This is a genomic window from Niveispirillum sp. SYP-B3756 (assembly GCF_009495745.1).
Lineage (GTDB): Bacteria > Pseudomonadota > Alphaproteobacteria > Azospirillales > Azospirillaceae > Niveispirillum.
In genome coordinates, this window is sequence record NZ_WIDQ01000010.1 from 125,364 (window position 1) to 141,659 (window position 16,296).

Annotated in this window: 12 protein-coding genes; 7 read left to right on the plus strand and 5 right to left on the minus strand. The window is 63.4% G+C overall.

Annotated features, from left to right (window positions below; translation table 11 throughout):
* Positions 1–69: 69 nt before the first annotated feature.
* On the minus strand, positions 70–801 hold the full coding sequence (hutC, locus tag GE253_RS18365; RefSeq protein ID WP_153205601.1) for a histidine utilization repressor: 732 nt from the start codon (positions 799–801) through the stop codon (positions 70–72).
* On the minus strand, positions 798–2,153 hold the full coding sequence (locus tag GE253_RS18370) for a formimidoylglutamate deiminase (protein WP_348770893.1): 1,356 nt from the start codon (positions 2,151–2,153) through the stop codon (positions 798–800). The genes hutC and GE253_RS18370 overlap by 4 nt, the downstream gene beginning before the upstream one ends.
* Positions 2,154–2,482: 329 nt before the next feature.
* Here GE253_RS18370 and hutI point away from each other — a divergent pair, with 329 nt between their 5' ends.
* From hutI to GE253_RS18400, 6 genes are all read left to right on the plus strand, one after another.
* A complete protein-coding gene (hutI, locus tag GE253_RS18375; RefSeq protein ID WP_153205603.1) occupies positions 2,483–3,691 on the plus strand; it encodes an imidazolonepropionase in 1,209 nt (402 codons plus the stop codon).
* Positions 3,688–5,220 (plus strand): histidine ammonia-lyase, encoded by a 1,533-nt coding sequence (gene hutH / locus GE253_RS18380; RefSeq protein ID WP_211101509.1) that lies wholly within the window; start codon positions 3,688–3,690, stop codon positions 5,218–5,220. The genes hutI and hutH overlap by 4 nt, the downstream gene beginning before the upstream one ends.
* Positions 5,221–5,389: 169 nt before the next feature.
* Complete coding sequence (gene hutG / locus GE253_RS18385) at positions 5,390–6,226, plus strand: N-formylglutamate deformylase (protein ID WP_153205604.1); 837 nt, start codon at positions 5,390–5,392, stop codon at positions 6,224–6,226.
* Positions 6,223–7,890, plus strand: coding sequence for a urocanate hydratase (hutU, locus tag GE253_RS18390; protein ID WP_153205605.1), 1,668 nt, complete (start codon positions 6,223–6,225; stop codon positions 7,888–7,890). Before hutG ends, hutU begins: the two co-directional genes overlap by 4 nt.
* A 4-nt stretch (positions 7,891–7,894) precedes the next feature.
* Entirely contained in the window at positions 7,895–8,422 is a 528-nt protein-coding gene (locus GE253_RS18395; protein ID WP_153205606.1) for a HutD family protein, read from the plus strand.
* 155 nt (positions 8,423–8,577) lie between these two features.
* Positions 8,578–9,081 carry a nuclear transport factor 2 family protein gene (locus GE253_RS18400; RefSeq protein WP_153205607.1) on the plus strand — a complete coding sequence of 168 codons (504 nt, stop codon included), beginning with the start codon at positions 8,578–8,580 and terminating at the stop codon, positions 9,079–9,081.
* A gap of 94 nt (positions 9,082–9,175) precedes the next feature.
* On the opposite strand, the gene GE253_RS18405 is transcribed toward GE253_RS18400, so the two are convergent.
* Both GE253_RS18405 and pgmB read right to left on the minus strand, forming a co-directional pair.
* The gene (locus GE253_RS18405; protein WP_173012716.1) at positions 9,176–11,227 is read right to left on the minus strand and encodes a methyl-accepting chemotaxis protein; all 2,052 of its coding nucleotides are present in this window, start codon (positions 11,225–11,227) and stop codon (positions 9,176–9,178) included.
* 457 nt (positions 11,228–11,684) lie between these two features.
* A complete protein-coding gene (pgmB, locus tag GE253_RS26330) occupies positions 11,685–14,756 on the minus strand; it encodes a beta-phosphoglucomutase (protein WP_348770894.1) in 3,072 nt (1,023 codons plus the stop codon).
* A 208-nt stretch (positions 14,757–14,964) separates the two neighbouring features.
* Between pgmB and GE253_RS18415 the strand changes: the two genes are divergently transcribed.
* On the plus strand, positions 14,965–15,477 hold the full coding sequence (locus tag GE253_RS18415; RefSeq protein WP_348770895.1) for a ClbS/DfsB family four-helix bundle protein: 513 nt from the start codon (positions 14,965–14,967) through the stop codon (positions 15,475–15,477).
* A gap of 215 nt (positions 15,478–15,692) precedes the next feature.
* On the opposite strand, the gene GE253_RS18420 is transcribed toward GE253_RS18415, so the two are convergent.
* Positions 15,693–16,296, minus strand: a 604-nt coding sequence (locus tag GE253_RS18420; RefSeq protein ID WP_153205609.1) for a transposase, incomplete at its 5' end; no start/stop codon positions are given.

The window sequence follows — 16,296 nt, forward strand, 5'->3', positions numbered from 1 at the left end:
CGGGAAAACCTGCTTGGCCGGGGCGGCAGGCAAACTTGATAAAAACGGCAATCTGTCGCCGGTCTGGCCTCAGCCGCCGCTGAACCGCGCCACCAGATCGAACATGGCGCCGGGAAATAACTGCCGCACGGCGGTGACGGGGGCGGGGCCGGTGGGGGTTTGCCGCCAGGTGCGGCGGTCCAGCAGCAGGCACGCCGCACTCTCCGCCAGCCCCAAAGCCGCCCCATCCGCCCCCGCCTGGATGGCGGCGATGCGGTGTTCGGCCTCTGTCCAGGGCACATGTGACAGCAGCCAGGAACCGGGCGGCACGGTGGAAAAATCCACCCCCTCCGCCTCCGGCACGGCGGCCAGATTGATCAAGCGTTCCTCCAGCGCGAACGGGGCCCCGTCGGCCAGATGGCGGCAGCGCAGCAGCAAGGCCCGCCCGCCGCGCTTCAACACCATACGGTCGGCCGCCACCTCTGCCGCCGGCAGCAGGGCGCGGTGCAGCAGCTCCATGCCATAGGTCATGCCGCGCCCGACGATTTCCGCCTGGATATCGGGGATGGCCAAGGCCGCTATATGGATTTTCGGGCTGGAAACAAAACTGCCCGCCCGCTTGCGCCGTTCGATCAGCCCGGCATCGGCCAGGGCCGACAGGGCCTTGTTCACCGTCATCCGGGCGCAGCCATAGCGCGCCATCAACTCATGCTCCACCGGGATGCGCTCACCGGGGCGCAGGGTGCCGGACAGGATCAGGCCTTCGATATCGGCGCGGATGCGCTGGTGCAGCGGGGCGGGGCCGGTTTCGGCCAGGGTCATGACAGAATCTTCTCAATCGTCCGGCGATAACGGGCGGCGATGGTGTCGCGCGCCTGATGGCGGCCCTGGCTTACCACGCGTCGCCCGCGCCGCCAAACCATGTCCACCATTGACCGCCCGCCGAAAATGAACCCGTCCAGCAGCCCGTCACCGTTGCGGGCCGTCAGGCTGGGATGGGTGGCATCCAGGCTGAACAGATCAGCCGACGCCCCCACCTGCAGCCCCGCCAGCCCCTGGCCCAGCGCCTGGGCGCCACCGGCCAGCGCGCCCTCAAACAGCCGCCGCCCGGTGGAACCGCCACCGCCAGCCAGCATGTTGCGCCCCTGGTGTTTCAGCCGCTGGGCATATTCCAGGCTGCGCAATTCTTCTGCCGCATCGATCAGCACATTGCTGTCCGACCCGATGCCGAACCGCCCGCCGGCGGCCAGATAATCCACGGCATTGACAATGCCGTCGCCCAGATTGGCCTCTGTAATCGGGCAGAGGCCGGCAACGGCACCGCTGCGCGCCAGCCGTTCCGTCTCGCACCCATCCATATGGGTGGCGTGGATCAGGCACCATTGCTTAGTCACCGGCATGTTTTGCAACAGCCAGTTCACTGGGCGTTGGTTGGACCAGGCCCGACAATCCGCCACCTCCCGCATCTGTTCGGCGATATGGATATGGATCGGCCCGCCTTCGGCCTGTGCGACGGCCAGCGACAGGCTGTCCGGCGTGACGGCGCGCAGACTGTGTGGGGCCACGCCCACGACACCATCGGGCAGGAAGCCCACAGCCCGGCGGGAAGCAGAAACCAGCAGGCCGAACAGGTCCGGCCGGTTGATGAAACGGCGCTGGCCCTCCCCCGTTGGCTGCCCGCCAAAGCCGCCACAATGATACAATACCGGCAGCAAGGTCAGCGCCATGCCGGTTTCATCCGCCGCCGCCGCCAGCCGCCCGCCCATCTCCGCCAGATCGGCATAAGCTGTGCCGTCCGGCGCATGGTGGATGTAGTGGAACTCTCCCACACGGATGAAACCGCTTTCCAGCATCTCCACAAAAGCCATGGCGGCGATGGATTGCATGTCGTCCGGCCCGATGCGGTGGGCGAAGCGGTACATCACCTCCCGCCAGGTCCAGAAACTATCCGCTGCCGGCCCCCGTACTTCCGCCAGCCCGGCCATGCCGCGCTGAAAGGCGTGGCTGTGCAGGTTGGGCAGGCCCGGCAGGGCGATGGCGTGGCGCTCATCGGTTGGCTGGGGCGGGGTGTTGGCTTCCGCGCGGGTGATCACGCCTGCCGCCATTTCCAGCCGCACCTGTTCAGCCCAGCCGGTGGGAAGCAGGGCATGGCGGAACCAGAGGGCGTGGGTCACGGGCGGGATTCCTTGGCGTGGGGATTTTTTGGCTAGGGGTGAGGATAATGTATAGACATTAATAATGTATAGACATAAAAGGGAGGGGTGGCTCTTCAATCACCTCGCCATCGAGTTTTTGATCCTATTGCAGTTCTGTTCTGTCATTCCCGCTCTCTCAACCGTCATTCCCGCGAAGGCGGGAATCCAAGCGACGGTGCCTTTTGTTCCGAAATGTCCAGGCTTAACCCTGGTTATGGATTCCCGCCTTCGCGGGAATGACGGAGAGAGGGAGGCGGCGCGCGGATGACGTTGAAGCCTCAAAAAAAATCAGGGAGCAACCAGCGCGCATGACACCGGCTGATCATCTGTGGAAAAACGCCCGTCTGGCTACTATGCGCGCCGACCTGGGCGGGTTGGGGATCGTGGAGGATGGCATCATCGCTGCCCGCGATGGCCGCATCCTTTATGCCGGCCCGGCCAGCGATGCCCCCGCCCTCAACCCCGTTACTGTGACGGATTGCCAGGGGCGTTGGATCACCCCTGGCCTGATCGATTGTCACACCCATCTGGTCCATGCCGGCGACCGCGCGCATGAATTTGAACTACGCCTGAAGGGCGCGACCTACGAGGAAATAGCCCGGGCGGGCGGTGGCATCGTCTCCACCATGCGCGCTACCCGCGCGGCGGATGAGGCGGAATTGATCCGCCAGACAATGCCGCGCCTGGATGCATTGCTGGCCGAAGGGGTGACGACGGTTGAGGTGAAATCCGGCTATGGCCTGTCTCTGGCGGATGAATTGAAAATGCTGCGCGCCGCCCGCGCGCTGGCCGATGCCCGACCGGTCAGCATCGCCACCACCTTCTTAGGTGCCCACGCCGTGCCGCCGGAATTTGCCGACGACCATGATGCCTATATTGATCTGGTCTGCCGCAAGATGATCCCGGCTGTGGCCGAACAGGGCTTGGCCGATGCGGTGGATGGGTTCTGTGAGGGGATTGGCTTTTCGCTGGCGCAGGTGCGCCGCGTCTTCCATGCCGCGAAGAGCAATGGGTTGGCGATCAAGCTGCACGCCGAACAGCTTTCCAATCTGCAGGGGGCGGCCCTGGCGGCTTCCCTGGGGGCGCTCTCCGCCGATCATCTGGAACATGTGGATGAAGCGGCGGTGCGCGCCATGGCGCAGTCGGGCACGGTGGCGGTGATGCTGCCGGGGGCGTTTTACTTCACCCGTGACACCAAACTGCCACCCATCGACCTGTTCCGCCGCCACGGCGTGGCGATGGCGCTGGCCACCGACTGCAATCCCGGCACAGCACCGCTCACTTCCCTGCTGCTGGCGATGAATATGGGGGCGACCCTGTTCCGCCTGTCGGTGGAGGAATGCCTGCTGGGCGTCACACGGCACGCCGCCCGCGCCTTAGGCAGACTGGGCAGTGTGGGCACGCTGGAGGCGGGCAAGGAATGCGACCTTGCCATCTGGGATATCGAACGACCGGCGGAACTGGTCTACCGCATGGGTTTCAACCCGCTGCACAGCCGCATTTTCAGGGGACAATGATGCCTACCACACTGACCCTTACCCCCGGTGCCGTCAGCCTGGACCAGTGGCGGGCGATTTATCAGGGCTCCATTCCGGTGCTGGACCCTGCCTGCCATGCCCAGGTGCAGCGCGGGGCCGACACCATCACCCGCATCATTGCCAAGGGGGAACCCGTCTATGGTGTGAATACCGGCTTCGGCAAGCTGGCCTCTGTCCGCATTGCCGACGCCGATCTGGCAGAATTGCAGCGCAATATCGTGTTGAGCCACGCCGCCGGCGTCGGTGAACCGATGCCGGAAAATGTGCTGCGGCTGATGATGGCGCTCAAGCTGGCCAGCCTGGGCGTCGGTGCCTCTGGTGTGCGGGTGGCGGTGCTGACGCTGCTGGAGGCCATGCTGGCCAAGGGGATATTGCCTGTGGTGCCGGCGCAAGGGTCCGTCGGGGCGTCGGGCGATCTGGCGCCGCTGTCCCACATGGCCGCCGCGATGATCGGCCATGGCGAGGTGACGGTGGAGGGCCTGATCCAGCCGGCCGCCGCAGCGCTGGCCGCGGCCGGCCTGTCGCCGCTGCTGCTGGGGCCGAAGGAAGGCTTGGCACTGCTGAACGGCACGCAATTTTCCACCGCCTATGCGCTGGCCGGGCTGTTTGAGGCGGAAAGGCTGCTGCAAAGCGCCTTGGTGACCGGTGCCTTGTCGACGGAGGCGGCCAAGGGTTCCGACACGCCGTTTGACCCGCGCATCCACACCCTGCGCGGCCATCAGGGGCAGATTGACGTGGCGGAGACGCTGCGCCGCCTGATGGCGAACTCCGCCATCCGCGACAGCCACCGCGACAATGATGTGCGGGTGCAAGACCCCTATTGCCTGCGCTGCCAGCCGCAGGTGATGGGCGCGGCGCTGGACCTGCTGCGGCAGGCGGCGCGCACCTTGTTGATTGAGGCCAATGCCGTTTCCGACAATCCGCTGGTCTTCGCCGAGGATGACAGCGTGCTGTCCGGCGGGAATTTCCATGCCGAACCGGTGGCCTTTGCCGCCGACATGATCGCCATGGCGATCTGTGAGATTGGCAGCCTGTCCGAACGCCGCGTTGCCATGCTGGTGGACCCGGCCTTGTCCGGCCTGCCCGCCTTCCTGACGCCGAAGCCGGGCCTGAATTCCGGCTTCATGATCCCGCAGGTGACGGCGGCGGCCCTGGTTTCAGAGAATAAGCAGCGCGCCTATCCCGCCAGCGTGGACAGCATCCCCACCTCGGCCAATCAGGAAGACCATGTCTCCATGGCGGCGCACGGGGCACGGCGTCTGATGGCGATGGCGGAAAATGGCTTTGCCGTGATTGCGATTGAGTGGCTGGCGGCGGCGCAGGGCTGTGATTTCCATGCGCCGCTGACCAGCAGTGCGGTGCTGGAAGTCGCCCGCGCCCGGCTGCGGGCGGATGTCCCGACCCTGGCGGAAGATCGCTATTTCCACGCGGACATTCAGGCGGCCTTGGGGCTGGTACGCGGTGGGGCGCTGGTGGCGACGGTCAAAGGGTTGCCTTCGGTGGGGTGAGGGGGCTCTGCCCCTCTGAAACCCTTCCCGTTCCCTCCAACCGTCACCCCGGCGAAGGCCGGGGTCCAGGGTCACAAGCGCTTCGCTCTACGAAACTGGACCCCGGCCTTCGCCGGGGTGACGGAATGTAAGGGCGAGAGAACGGCAACTGCCACCAAGGAACCTCCCCATGCCCCACACTCATCCCTGGCTGGACATCACCCGTGGCAACGCGCCGCTGATCCTGTCCATCCCCCATGCCGGCACCGACATTCCCGATGATATCGCGCCGACGCTGGCCGACCCCTGGCTGGCGCGCAAGGATGCGGATTGGCATGTGAGTGCGCTTTACGCCTTCGCCGCCGACCTGGGTGCCACCATCATCCGTACCCGCCTGTCGCGGACGGTGATCGACGTGAACCGTCCGCCCGATGGCGCATCGCTCTATCCCGGACAGGCGACGACCGACCTCTGCCCGCTGACCAGCTTCGACGGCGAACCGCTCTACCGCCCCGGCCAGGAACCGGATGCGGCAGAACTGGCCCGCCGCCGCGCCCTCTACCACACGCCCTATCACGCGGCCCTGGTCACCGAGATCGCGCGGCTGCGCGAACAGCACCCAAGGGTGGTGCTGTATGATTGCCATTCCATCCGCTCCCGCGTGCCGCGCCTGTTCGACGGCGATCTGCCGCATTTCAATATCGGCACCAACAGCGGCGCATCCTGCGCCCCCGCCCTGCAGGCGGCGGTGGAGCGGGCGTGCGACGTCACACAGTTCAGCCGCGTCAGCAATGGCCGCTTCAAGGGCGGCTATATCACCCGCCATTACGGCCAGCCCGCCAATGGCGTGCATGGGGTGCAGATGGAACTGGCCTGCCGGGGCTATCTGGCGGAACCAGCATGGCCGCTGGATGCAACCAACTGGCCACCCGCCTTTGATCCCACCTATGCCGCACCGATGGTGTCGGCCTTGACCCGCATTCTTACCATCTGCCGCGACTGGGCGCTTGAAGGGGACAGGACATGAACCGTATCGACAATTCCCGCCGCATCAAGGCCGCCCATGGCAGCACGCGCAGCGCCAAAAGCTGGCAGACCGAAGCAGCCTTGCGCATGTTGATGAACAACCTGGACCCGGATGTGGCCGAACGGCCCGAGGAACTGGTCGTCTATGGCGGGATCGGCCGGGCGGCGCGCGACTGGCAGAGCTTCGACCGCATTGTCGCGGCGCTGACAAAGCTGGAGGATGACCAGACCCTGCTGGTGCAATCCGGCAAGCCAGTGGGGGTGTTCCGCACCCATGCCGATGCGCCGCGCGTGCTGATCGCCAATTCCAACCTTGTCCCCCATTGGGCCAACTGGGACAAGTTCCACGAGCTGGATGCCAAGGGCCTGATGATGTATGGCCAGATGACGGCGGGAAGCTGGATCTATATCGGCACCCAAGGCATCGTCCAGGGCACCTATGAGACGTTTGTGGAGGTGGGGCGACGCCATTATGGCGGCAGCCTTGCCGGGCGTTGGATTCTCACCGGCGGCTTGGGCGGCATGGGCGGGGCGCAGCCGCTGGCCGCCGTGATGGCGGGGGCCTCGTGCCTGGCGGTGGAATGCCAGCCGTCGCGCATTGATATGCGGCTGCGCACGGGCTATCTGGACCGCGCCACCGACAATCTTGATGAAGCACTTGCCCTCATCGCCCAATCGTGTGCGGAGAAAAAGCCCCTCTCCGTCGGCCTGCTGGGCAATGCGGCCGATGTGTTCCCGGAATTGGTGCGCCGGGGCGTGCGGCCCGATGCGGTGACGGACCAGACATCCGCCCATGATCCGATCAACGGCTATTTGCCGCGCGGCTGGACGCTGGACCAATGGGCTAAGGGCCGCGAAAGCGACCCGAAGGCGGTGGAGCGCGCCGCGCGCGCCAGCATGGCCGAACAGGTGCGCGCCATGCTGGATTTCTGGAAAGCCGGCGTGCCGACGCTGGATTACGGCAATAACATCCGCCAGATGGCGCTGGAGGAGGGCGTGACGGATGCCTTCGCCTTCCCCGGCTTCGTGCCGGCCTATATCCGCCCGCTGTTCTGCCGGGGCATCGGCCCGTTCCGCTGGGCAGCCCTGTCCGGCGACCCGGAGGATATTTACAAGACCGACCAGAAGGTGAAGGAACTGCTGCCCGACAATGCCCATCTGCATCACTGGCTGGACATGGCGCGGGAGAAGATCAAGTTCCAGGGCCTGCCGGCCCGCATCTGCTGGGTCGGCCTGGGCGACCGCCACCGGCTGGGGCTGGCCTTTAATGAGATGGTGGCCAGGGGCGAATTGAAGGCCCCGGTGGTGATCGGCCGCGATCACCTGGACAGCGGCTCTGTGGCATCGCCCAACCGGGAAACCGAAGCGATGCAGGATGGTTCGGATGCCGTCTCCGACTGGCCCTTGCTGAATGCCCTGCTGAACACGGCGTCGGGGGCGACCTGGGTGTCGCTGCACCATGGCGGCGGCGTCGGCATGGGCTTTTCCCAGCATAGCGGCATGGTGATTGTGGCCGATGGCACGCAAGAGGCCGCCAAGCGCCTGGAACGGGTGCTGTGGAATGACCCTGCCACCGGCGTGATGCGCCATGCCGATGCCGGGTATGATATCGCGCTGGAATGCGCGCGCGACAAGGGGCTGGATTTACCGGGGATTCTGGGGTGAGGCCATGCAATGGCTGAAAGCGGCAGATTACCGCCGCACGCCCTGGAAGAATGGTGGCGGGGTGACGGCAGAAATCGCCGTCTTTCCCGCTGCTGCCGGGCTGGATGATTTTGGCTGGCGGCTTTCCATGGCGGCGGTGGCGGCGGATGGTCCCTTTTCCACCTTCCCCAGCATCGACCGTACGCTGACTGTCTTGTCCGGTCGTCTGGCATTGAATGGCCATCCGCTGGGACCGAAAGATCCACCCTTTGCCTTTGATGGCGACATGGCGGTGGATGCCAGCCTGATGGATGGCCCAGTGACAGATCTGAACGTAATGACCCGTCAGGGCCATTTCTGTCACCATGTCGAGCGCCGGACTCTACGGGCAGGGGAGACGATGGCGGCAAAGGGGGGACCACTATTCGCCATAGCGCTGGTAGCGGGAGTGGCCGGTCTGGGCCAGTGGGACACGCTGGCCCTGTCACAAGATGATGTGGTGATCGTCTGCGCCGGTGGCCCGGCGTTGCTGGTTCGGATTTGGGCGACCTGATTATTCCTGTACCTGCCCTCAGCAAGATTATTTTCTGATGACGGGATCGTGGCGAGTTTTCGAAATGGTCCACATTTTAATATTTTCGCTCCAATTTTTTCAAACCACCTATATTCTGTGCAATAAATGCAGTTAACAATAGGGAGATATATCAAATGGGCCGCTACCTTCTTTCCGCCATCCTACTTTCGACCATCATTTCATTTCCTTCATACGCAATCGACCTGCCCGAAGGGCCGGCACTGAAATCAGCCATTGAAAAGGCCGATACGGAATTCTTCGATTTATTCTTCGAAAAATGCGACCCCACGCGGACCGCCGCTATGCTGACCCCCGATTTCGAAATGTATCATGATAAGGGTGGGGAGGTTGCGCGGTCGGCTGCCAAGATGATCGAGCTCTACACAAAACAATGTGAGGCAAAAAAGGCTCCCGACGCTTGGCGGTCACGCCGCGCGTTGGTGGCGGGCAGCATGACCCTGCACCCTATTGCCGGCGTTGGCGTGCTTGAGCAGGGGGAGCATGTCTTCTATGAGCGCCAGGGGAACGGCCCGGAAAAACTGGTGGGCAAGGCCAAGTTCACCCAGTTCTGGCGGTTGGAACCAGATGGCTGGAAGTTGGCCCGCGTCTTTTCCTACGATCACGAGGCGGTGAAATAGTTTCAATCAGATGACGGTCCGCTTGCCCAAGGCGATGCTTATCGTTCACGGTATTCTGGCCCCCTGGTGGGAGCCAGAATAAACCACCTTGGTATTACGCGGCTCGGATCGCTTCGAAGAAGCGGGTAATCTCGTCCTGCAGCATCGTGGCATTGCGGGCGAGGCTGGAGGAGGCAGTGGAAACCTGGCGGGACATGTCGCCGGCTTCCTCCGCGGCACCCGTCATCTGCTCCATCGCGCCTTCAACCTGTATCACGCTGCTGGCGGCGTCCGACACGCTGCCGGCAATCTCCGCTGTCGCGGCGGATTGTTGATCCACCGCATGGGCAATCTCCCCGGCGATATGGCTTTGCCCGGAAATCGCACCGGAAACTTGCTGGATGGCCGTCACCGATTGGCCGGTCACGTTCTGGATTTCGCTGACAAGCTGGGCGATATCGTCCGTCGCCTTCGCCGTCTGGTTGGCCAGCGCCTTGACCTCGCTGGCCACCACGGCGAAGCCCTTACCGGCCTCCCCGGCGCGCGCCGCCTCGATGGTGGCATTCAGTGCCAGCAGGTTGGTCTGGCCGGCAATGTCGGAGATCAGGTTCACCACATCCCCAATGCGCTGGGCCGCGGCGGTCAGCTTGGTCAGCGTGCTGTTTGCCTGTTCGGCCTGCTGCATCGTCTGTTCCGCCGATTGGCTGGACCGGCCGGCCTGCCGCTGGATTTCGGCGATGGACCCGCTCAGTTCCTCCGCCGCGGCGGCCACGGCCTGGATCTTTTCCGCCGCCCGCGCGGTGGAGCCTGTGGCATCCTTTGATTGGCGCAATGTCTCAGTGGAAATACCGGACATTTGCGCAGCGGTGGCCTCCAGCTCCGTAGCGGCAGAGGACATTTCGCGGATGGCGCGGGACGCCGCCTCGTCAAAACCACCGATCAATTGTTCGACGGCCAGGGTGCGCCGGTTACGGTCAGCTTGTTGTTGCGCTTCAGCCGCGCGCAACCGCGCCGCTTCCTGCCCGGCCTCCTTCAAAATCTCCACCGACCGGGCCATGGCCCCCAACTCGTCCTGCCGCTGGCAATGGGGTACGGTGATGGAATAATCCTCGCGGGCAAAGAAACCGATCGCGCGGGACAATTCGCCCATGGGCCGCAGGATTTGCCGGGTAACAATGTAGAAGGCCCCTGCCAGTACCGCGACGCCGACCAGCACCACCAGGATCGAAACAGTCAGGTTCCAACCGCGCGTTGAGCGAAACTGAGCCGATGCGGCTGCGGTCTGTTGTTCCAGGCCATGTCGCGCGGCGATCACCGCATCAATGGCTTTGGTCACCTGCTGAAACCACTCCTGGCTGCTGACGGGGTAGGGTTGGCCAGCGGATGCGGCGGCCAACACGTCTTTCAAGCGAGCATTGACGGTGCTGGTGGCATCGGCGGCGGCCTTGGTGCTGGCCAGGAAGGCTTGTCCCAGGCGTGCGGCACGGGCATCAGCGTTCGCCAGGGAAATGGCAATGGCACCGCCAGCATTGCCGATGGCGGCCAACTGGGTATCACTGGGCGGTTTTTCGCTGGCAATGATGCCGGCCAGCAAACCACGCTGACGACCGAGATGTTCGGAGATGATGGCAAGATCGGTCGTCACGGCGATCCCTTCCATCAATTTTTGCTCCTCTGTCAGCGGCACGTCACTAACAGAGTCGCGTGCCAGAGAAAGCAAACCCTCAATCTGGGCCGTGGTGGTGGCAAACCAGGGGGCGGGTTCCTTCGGCCCGGTGCCACCTAGCCCGGCATCGGCACGGCTCCGGGCCTGTGCGACAGCGGTCTGGATGCCCGACAGGCGACCGGTCGCCTCCCCCGCTTCCTTCTGCACCGCCAAGGCTGCCGTCAGGGTTGCATCCACAGCGGCGCGGGCCTTGGTGATATTGGCGCGCACGGTTTCCGTTACATCTGCACTGGCCAACGCGCCATTGGTCGTGCCGCGTTCAACTGCCAACTTTCCAGCCGCCGCCAACATCGCAGCCGCAACATCATTGCTGTCGGCCGTCTGCCGGGCAACGGTGATGCCGTGCCAGGCGGCGTAGCCCTGAACCAATGACTGCACCAGCGAGAGGGTCGCCAAAACGCCGACAACCCCGATAATCTTCACGGCGATGGAAAGTCGCATGATCTCCCCCATTTCAGATGACCGGGAGAGGATTCACCCGGAGATGCTTAATGCTTCCTTTATATTGATATCCCCGAACATAATTTGACTCATATCAATTTCTTTAGGTCACAGCACCATTTATACTTCTGGGTATTTTCCAAATTTTCATCTAATTGGAAACAAAAGAAAAGAAATATTATTTAAATTTTTTGAATATTAGAAGCCGCCATATCTATACGATATGATAAATCATGAAGAAATTTCAGCATCCGTGTTGAGAAAATACGCGTTGACGGCGTTATCGGTCATGTGAAGCTTTACGACTTATGCGGATGGGGACGAATTTCGCAATTGAAATCGGTTGTAATAACGGCGAGGAATAACAATTCGCCAAGGCATCAGTTGCCATGGTGACAGACGCGCTGCGTCATATCTCCAAACTGGCAACCGCTGCCTTGGTGCAATGCAGAAAAAGTCAGGTCGGATCGTTGGTGCCCACCGGCCCAGCCACGATGTCCCGCACCCGCAGCAGCCCCGTTTCCGCGACAATAATATCGGCTTCTGTCAGCAGGGCGGGATCGCCAATGCCGATTGCCGCCATGCCGGCGGCCTTGATGGCGGTGATGCCGGCCTGGCTATCTTCAATCCCGATACAATCTGTCGGGGCCACACCCAGCGCATCAGCAACAGACAGAAAGATATCCGGGGCGGGCTTGGGATGGGCGATGGCACCCGCATCGGCCACATGGTCCAGCAGGTCCGTGATGCCCAACCTTTCCAGCAGGGAGGGGGCATTGCGGCTGGCTGAGGCAATGCCGATCTTCAGCCCCGCCGCCCGCGCCTGTGCCAGCAGCGGCCGCACGCCATCAAACAGGTCGGCAGGGCTGTAGCCGGCGATGATCGCCTGATAATAGCCGTTCTTGGTGTCGGTCGCCTTTTGCCGTGCTTCCGGTGAAAGGGTCAGGCCCGACCCGTCCAGCAACATGGTCAGCGAGGTGTCGCGGTCGATGCCTTTCATTGCCTCGTTCCGGCTGCGGTCGAAGGGCACGCCCAGATCGTCGGCCAGCCGCTTCCAGGCCCGGTAATGCGCCTCTGCCGTGTCGGTCAGCACCCCATCCAGATCAAAGATCAAGGCGCGGGCCGACCAGGGGAAGGGGGAGAGCGGCAGGCAGTGACTTTCCCCAGCAGTCAGGGACAGAGGCTTGCCATAATGAAGAAGGGTCAGGGGGGCGCCTTCCAGCAGGCTGTAACAGGCACCCGCCGCCGTCACCTGCACCCGCAGCCGCCGCCCCTGCCAGAGGATGCCGAAGCCATAGGCAGCCCAGCCGGCCGGCAGGGTGGGGCGGAACCGGGCGATGCCGCCATGCCAGCGCAGACCACCGAAGCCCCAGGCGATGCCCAGCCAGCTTCCCGCCATGGCGGCCATATGCACACCATGGCTGGCATTGCCATGCAGATCGTCCAGATCCACCCGGGCGGTCTGGTGATAATAGGCCAGGGCTTTTTCTGCCTCCCCCAGTTCGGCGGCAATAATGGCATGGGTGCTGGGGGATAGCGTGCTGTCATGCACGGTGATCGGCTCATAATAGGCGAAATTGCGCCGCTTCAGCCCGCTATCCATGGCCTGTCCGGCCAGCAGCATGGCTTGCACCACATCGGCCTGCTTGCACACCTGGTGGCGGTAAAGGGCCAGCGGATGGAAATGCAGCAGCAGGGGGAATTTATCCAGCGGGGTACCGGCGAAATCCCACAGCGGCTTGTCCAGGAAATCATCATCTTGTGGGGAGATGCCCAGCAGCGGGTCGGTAGGCAGATACATGGCATCTGCCGCCCGCTGCCAGAGATCGGCCTCCGTTCGCGTCAGCCCGATTTGCTCTGCCAGAACCGCCAGCCGGTCGGGCGCTTCCCGTGCCATACGGCGGTAAAGGTCGGCAGCATGGGCCAGATGCGCCTGTGCCATGCTGTTGGTGTAGAAGTTATTGTTTACCAGGGCGGTATATTCATCCGGCCCCGTCACCTCATGAATGGTGAAGGCACCGCCCTTGCGCGGGTTGAAACGGCCGATCTGTGGCCAGATGCGCGCCATCTCGAACAGCATTTCCGCCAGATGGGTGTAAAGGAAGCTGCTGTCGCCGGTCACCTCCTCATAAAAGCGCACGGCGAAGGCGATATCGGCGTTGATATGATATTGCGCCGATCCGCTGGGATAATGGGCTGAACATTCATCCCCGGCGATGGTGCGCCAGGGGTAAAGCGCGCCGGCCGCATGGCCCATGGCCCGCGCATGGGTGCGGGCCCGTTGCAGCCCGCGCACGCGATATTCCAGCATTCGCCGCGCCAGCCCCGGATCGGTCAGGGCCAGGGCCGGCAGCACAAAGGTTTCCGTATCCCAGAAATAATGCCCCTCATAGCCTTCGCCCGTCAGCCCCTTGGCAGCGATTGAACTGGTGCCGGTACGGCCGGTCGATTGGAACAGGTGGAACAGGTTGAAGCGGATCGCCTGCTGCAGGGCGGGATCACCCTCGATCGTCACGTCGGCATCGCCCCAGAACTTGTCCAGTTCCTGGCGCTGACGGCGGGCGATACCGTCCCAGCCCATGGCGCGGGCGGCGGACAGCACGCCGCCCGCTTCCTCAAACAAGGCTTGGGCGATCTCCGGCCCCCCCTGTTCGGCGGTGCCATAGGCGACGAATTTCTCGATGGTCAATTCCTGACCGGGCGTCAATGTACCGCTGAACGGCTCCACCAGGGAATGCAGGGTCTGCCAGACCGGTTCCGCCGCCAGCCCCGGCCCTGGCCGATGGGTTTGGCGGATGACGGCGATGCGGTGGCTGAAGCGGGCCTGCTGCACCAGCCCGGCCGGCACGCCATCCTGTTCCATCGGCTGGCTGTCCACCCCGCCTTGGCCCAGGGCGACGCCGATGCGCGGATCGTCGCCCTGTTTCTCCGCCCGCTTGCCCCATTGAATGCTGGAGAGCAAGGCCACCGGCCCGCTATAATCCAGCGAGCGCACGGTCAGCCGCACCGCCATCAATTGCGGATGGGCGAGGGAGACGAGACGCTGGCCTTCGATCTCCACGCTGGCCCCTTTGGGGCTGGTCCAGCGCAGGATGCGGCCCGCGGTGCCGGCGCGCAGGTCCAGTTCGCATAACAGCCCGTCCAGCAGGCCGTCGCGTATATCGACCGGCTCATCCCCCAGCACGATGCGGATAAATTTGCCATCCGCCACCGGCACACGGGTGTCGGTGGCGGCAGCGAAGCCGGGGAACCGCTCATGGTAATGGATTGGGGCCTGTTCGAAGAAATCAGCCAGGAAGGTGCCGTCAGTCAGGCTGGGCACCTCGTCAATGCCGCCGCGCACGCCCAGGGTGCCATTGGCCAGGGCGAACAGGCTTTCATGCTGTGCCGCCTTTTCCGGATCATACCCGGTGCGCCGGATCACCCATCCGGTATCGTCGGGCAGTTCCGGTACGGCTGTCACGGTCTCCAGCGGCCGGTCCGGTTGCGGACCCATGGCCGGGCGGGTGGGGGGCACCCATTCCTGCACGCAAACCTCCTTTAACAGCGAGGGGCCCCGTCGGGTGTCCGTTGCACTCAGCATCGGGCGATGGGGCCTTGCCCAGGGTATAACCCTGCGCAACGATGGATGTTTCACTGTTTCAGGCGCAATGATGACGTCAATATGACGTTGGCCAAATCCCATGGCACAGATTGGAATGACCAGTTGGCAGAACTGAGTATAAGAGGGGGGTATCGTGGCGATACCACAGAGTAAGCAGGAATTGCTTGAAGCCATTCACAGCAATTATCAGAAGCTGGCGGCCGATCTCGCGACCCTGCCCCCAGAACGCGCCTGTGAGGCCACCCTGGAAGGCCATGCCAAGGGCACATGGATGAGCGTTTGTGATCTGGTCGCCTATCTGATTGGCTGGAATCTTCTTGTGATGAAATGGTGTGACGCCAGGGCGCGCGGTGTCCCGGTGGACTTTCCGGAGACCGGCTATAAGTGGAACGAGCTTGGTCGGCTGGCGCAGAAATTCTATGCTGACCATGGTGGAACACCCTATGCCGATCTGCTGCGGCAGCTCGCGGCGGTACATCATCGCGTCGTGGCGCTGGTTGAACGGGAAACCGATGCGGCGCTCTACGCCGCGCCCTGGTATGAGAAATACAGCAAGGGGCGGATGATCCAGCTCAACACCGCATCACCGTACAACAATGCACGCGTGCGGCTGCGCAGATGGAAGAAGCTTTATGGTCTTGGTTGAAAGGGCTTGGCTGGATGCGAATGTCCCACGCGGCATCAAACGGCTTCCGCTCCACCGAGGATCAGTCCAGGGAGGGTGAGCGAGATTATACCAAGCCGCCTAAAGGTTGACCTTTAGGCGGCTTGGAGGCCGGCGACCGCCGGCCCGCCGCACGTGCGGTGCCAAGCCAAGGGCACGGAAGTGCCCGCCCGGCGCATGAGCGACTGTCTGTCAGGTCAAGCGCAAAGAGGTGTTTTTGTGAGCACCTCGCGCGCTTTTGCATTCAGACGGACGAGCAGTTTGCGGGCGACAGCGATGAGGACGACCTTTTTGGGCTTTCCGGCCTTGGTCAATCGTTCATAGAAGGCTTTGAGTTCCGGGTCATATTTGGCGGTGATACTGGCCACCAGGAACAGGATGTCCCGCACGGACGATCTGCCGCCACGTACCGGTCTTTTCCCTGTACTCTTGCCGCTGTCGCGGGCCATCGGTGCCAGGCCCACCAGCTTGGCGACCGCTTTGCTGGATAAGGTGCCGATTTCCGGCAAGTCGGCCATCAGGCGCGCGACAGTGCGGTCAGCCACGCCCTTGATCGTCCGGAAGGCCACATTGAGTTTGCTCCAGACCGGATCGGCGGTGATAAGGGCCGCAATGCTGGCCTCCAATGCCTTGATTTCGCGGGAAAACAAGGCGATGACCTGGGTGATTGAGGCCAGAACCTGCTCATCCTTGACCAAGCGCCGCCGGTTCATTTCGGCGGCCCGCATCTCGGTGAGCTGGCGCAGGCGCAGCACCTTGGCCGACAGGCAGCGCAGGTTCTCCCCATCCGGGGTCCAGCGG

Coding starts and splice junctions, on each gene's coding strand:
- hutC (WP_153205601.1), bottom strand. CDS start 801: ATGACCCTGGCCGAAACCGGCCCCGCCCCGCTGCACCAGCGCATCCGC.
- GE253_RS18400 (WP_153205607.1), top strand. CDS start 8,578: ATGGGCCGCTACCTTCTTTCCGCCATCCTACTTTCGACCATCATTTCA.
- hutH (WP_211101509.1), top strand. CDS start 3,688: ATGATGCCTACCACACTGACCCTTACCCCCGGTGCCGTCAGCCTGGAC.
- hutU (WP_153205605.1), top strand. CDS start 6,223: ATGAACCGTATCGACAATTCCCGCCGCATCAAGGCCGCCCATGGCAGC.
- GE253_RS18405 (WP_173012716.1), bottom strand. CDS start 11,227: ATGCGACTTTCCATCGCCGTGAAGATTATCGGGGTTGTCGGCGTTTTG.
- hutI (WP_153205603.1), top strand. CDS start 2,483: ATGACACCGGCTGATCATCTGTGGAAAAACGCCCGTCTGGCTACTATG.
- GE253_RS18395 (WP_153205606.1), top strand. CDS start 7,895: ATGCAATGGCTGAAAGCGGCAGATTACCGCCGCACGCCCTGGAAGAAT.
- hutG (WP_153205604.1), top strand. CDS start 5,390: ATGCCCCACACTCATCCCTGGCTGGACATCACCCGTGGCAACGCGCCG.